This window comes from Phenylobacterium sp., from assembly GCF_030645195.1.
In the GTDB taxonomy this organism is placed as follows: Bacteria; Pseudomonadota; Alphaproteobacteria; order Caulobacterales; family Caulobacteraceae; genus Phenylobacterium.
The window spans coordinates 1-2,613 of the sequence record NZ_JAUSLW010000124.1 but is presented as its reverse complement, the minus strand read 5'-3'; the positions used below and the strand labels follow the sequence as shown (position 1 = coordinate 2,613).

Annotated in this window: 4 protein-coding genes and 2 tRNA genes; all 6 read left to right on the top strand. The window is 68.2% G+C overall.

From position 1 onward, the window contains the following. A partial coding sequence (locus tag Q7T09_RS10680; RefSeq protein ID WP_304699585.1) for a cold-shock protein occupies nucleotides 1-529 on the top strand: 529 nt, incomplete at its 5' end. A gap of 71 nt (nucleotides 530-600) precedes the next feature. Then, the gene (locus Q7T09_RS10675) at nucleotides 601-1,395 is read left to right on the top strand and encodes a glutaminyl-peptide cyclotransferase (RefSeq protein WP_304699584.1); all 795 of its coding nucleotides are present in this window, start codon (nucleotides 601-603) and stop codon (nucleotides 1,393-1,395) included. Continuing rightward, on the top strand, nucleotides 1,392-1,829 hold the full coding sequence (locus Q7T09_RS10670) for a PaaI family thioesterase (protein WP_304699583.1): 438 nt from the start codon (nucleotides 1,392-1,394) through the stop codon (nucleotides 1,827-1,829). Before Q7T09_RS10675 ends, Q7T09_RS10670 begins: the two co-directional genes overlap by 4 nt. A 280-nt stretch (nucleotides 1,830-2,109) precedes the next feature. Continuing rightward, nucleotides 2,110-2,186: transfer RNA gene (locus tag Q7T09_RS10665), tRNA-Pro, on the top strand. 35 nt (nucleotides 2,187-2,221) lie between these two features. Next, nucleotides 2,222-2,527 (top strand): ETC complex I subunit, encoded by a 306-nt coding sequence (locus Q7T09_RS10660; RefSeq protein WP_304699582.1) that lies wholly within the window; start codon nucleotides 2,222-2,224, stop codon nucleotides 2,525-2,527. A 9-nt stretch (nucleotides 2,528-2,536) separates the two neighbouring features. Beyond that, a tRNA-Arg gene (locus Q7T09_RS10655) sits at nucleotides 2,537-2,613 on the top strand.

Below are 2,613 nucleotides of genomic sequence, written 5' to 3'. Positions count from 1 at the left end.
TGTTCCCGACGATCCTGGCCAGACCGACCTGAAGGATGTGCTCCTGCATGTGACGTCGTTGCGTAACTCCGGGCGCGAGAACGCCCTGGAGGGGGCGATCATCGTCTGCGACGTGATCCGGCGGCCCAAGGGCTGGCAGGTGTCGGAGGTGGTGGACCTGGACGAGAGTTCCGCCCCGCCGCCGGCCGAGCGGCGCAGCCGCGACGACGGCTTCCGGCGCGACCGCGACGGATTCGACCGCCATAGCGGTTTCGACCGCCCCAACGGCGGCTTCCAGGCCCGCGGTCCCCGGCCCACGCCCCAGGCGCGCGGGCCCCTGGAGCGGGCCAAGGTCAAGTGGTTCAACCGGGCCAAGGGCTACGGCTTCGTGGTCCGCGACGGCGAGCCCGGCGACATTTTCGTCCACATCGAGACCCTGCGCCGGTCCGGCATCGAGGACCTGCAGCCCGGGGACGACGTCATGGTCCGCTTCGCCGAGGGGCCTAAGGGCCTGGTGGTGGCCGAACTGGAGTCGATCGGCATGGCCTGAGGCCGGCTGCGCCTTGCCTCCGCCACGACGCTCCCGCAAAGGATAGGTCTGTCCTAGCCAGGGAGCCCGGCTTGTCGTTCCTGTCCCTCAAATCGGTGTGGTTCGCGCTGGCGGCCTTCGCCGCCGTCATGGTGGGAAGTCCCGCCGCCGCGGTTCTCCCGGTCCAGGGCTATGAGGTGCGCGCGACCTATCCGCACGACACCGGCGCTTTCACCGAGGGCCTCTTCTACCTCGACGGCGTGATGTTCGAGAGCACGGGCATCGAGGGCCGCTCCTCGATCCGCAAGGTCCGGTTGCGGGATGGCGCGGTGCTGCAATCGGTGGCCACCGATCCGGACAAGTTCGGCGAGGGCATCGTCAACTGGGGCTCCGAGATCCTCAGCCTGACCTGGCGGGACGAGATCGGCTATCGCTGGGACCTGAAGACCTTCGCTCGCAAGGGGAGCTTCAGGTATCCGGGGGAGGGGTGGTCCCTGACCCAGGACGGCAAGAGCCTGATCATGAGCGACGGCACGCCCTTCCTCCGCTTCCTCGACCCCAGGACCCTGAGGGAGACGCGGCGGGTGAGGGTGACCGCCGCAGGCCGGCCCGTCGTCAATCTCAACGAACTGGAGTGGGTGAAGGGCGAAATCCTGGCCAACATCTGGATGACCAACCGCATCGCCCGCATCGATCCGGCGACGGGCGCCGTGAAGGGCTGGATCGACCTCACCGGCCTGCCCGAGACCCTGTCCCGCCGCGACCCCGACGCCGTCCCCAACGGCATCGCCTATGACCGCCAGGGCGACCGCCTGTTCGTCACCGGCAAGAACTGGCCCCACCTCTACGAGATCGTCCTCAAACCCCTGAAGGCCGCCGCGAAATGAAACCCGATCCCGCCGCCGAGATCGTTCCGCCGGAGGGTTTCATCCGCTCCCAGGGGCGGGGCGACTTCTCCACCATCAACGGCCCCTATTATCACCGCGCCCAGCAGGGAGACCTGACCGAGCAGGCCTTCTTCGCCGAGCAGCGCCACGCCAACGGCCTGGGCCTGGTGCATGGGGGCATGCTGACCGCCTTCCTGGACGGCCTGCTGGCGGCCGCGGTGTGGCGCGAGACCCAGACCCGCTCGGTGACCATCCACCTGTCGGTGGACTTCCTGCACATGGCTCGCGTGGGGGAGTGGGTGATGGGGGATGCGCGCGTGACCCGCGCGACCCGGGACGTGGCCTTCGTGGAGGGCCGGGCCTATGTGGGCGGCCACGACGTGGTCCGCGCCTCTGGGGTGTTCAAGCTGATGCACCGGCGGGCGCCGAGTTAGCCCAGGGCGACCTTCGCCACCAGGCTGGCCAGGGCGACCGCGCCGCCACCGATCAGCAGCAGACGCACCCGCTCGGCGTGCCGATCCCAGAACTGGGCCCGCCGGCGCATCTCCCTGCGCCGCGAACGCTTCGATTTCGGCCTTGCGCCCAACATTGTTTCCATCCCTGGTCCAAGACCTAGCAGGGGAGGGGTGCAAAGGTCGAGCCATCGGCGCCTGCGGCCTCCTATCGTTTGCGGGAAAGGCCAAAGCCTTATATCCCACGGCCGCCGGTGCTTTTCGGGGTGTAGCGCAGCCTGGTAGCGCATCTGGTTTGGGACCAGAGGGTCGGAGGTTCGAATCCTCTCGCCCCGACCAGCACCGGCCAAACGCAGTCATCGCCAGGAATCCACATGCTCGCGCGCATCTACCGTCCGGCCAAGAACGCCATGCAGTCCGGCAAGGCCAAGACCAAGGACTGGCTGCTGGAGTTCGCGCCCGAGGCCGCCCGGGCGGCCGACCCGCTGATGGGCTGGACCCAGACCAAGGACACCGACGGCCAGATCCGCCTGTCCTTCGACACCGCCGAGGACGCCGTGGCCTACGCCCGGGCCCACGGCCTCGCCTTCCAGCTGTTTGATCCCAAGCCGGCCAAGCGCATCATCAAGGCCTACGCCGACAACTTCGCCTTCAATCGCAAGCAGCCCTGGACCCACTAGGTCCGCTTAGCGCCCTTAGCTCAACTGGATAGAGCACCTGCCTTCTAAGCAGGCGGTTGCAGGTTCGAGTCCTGCAGGGCGCGCCA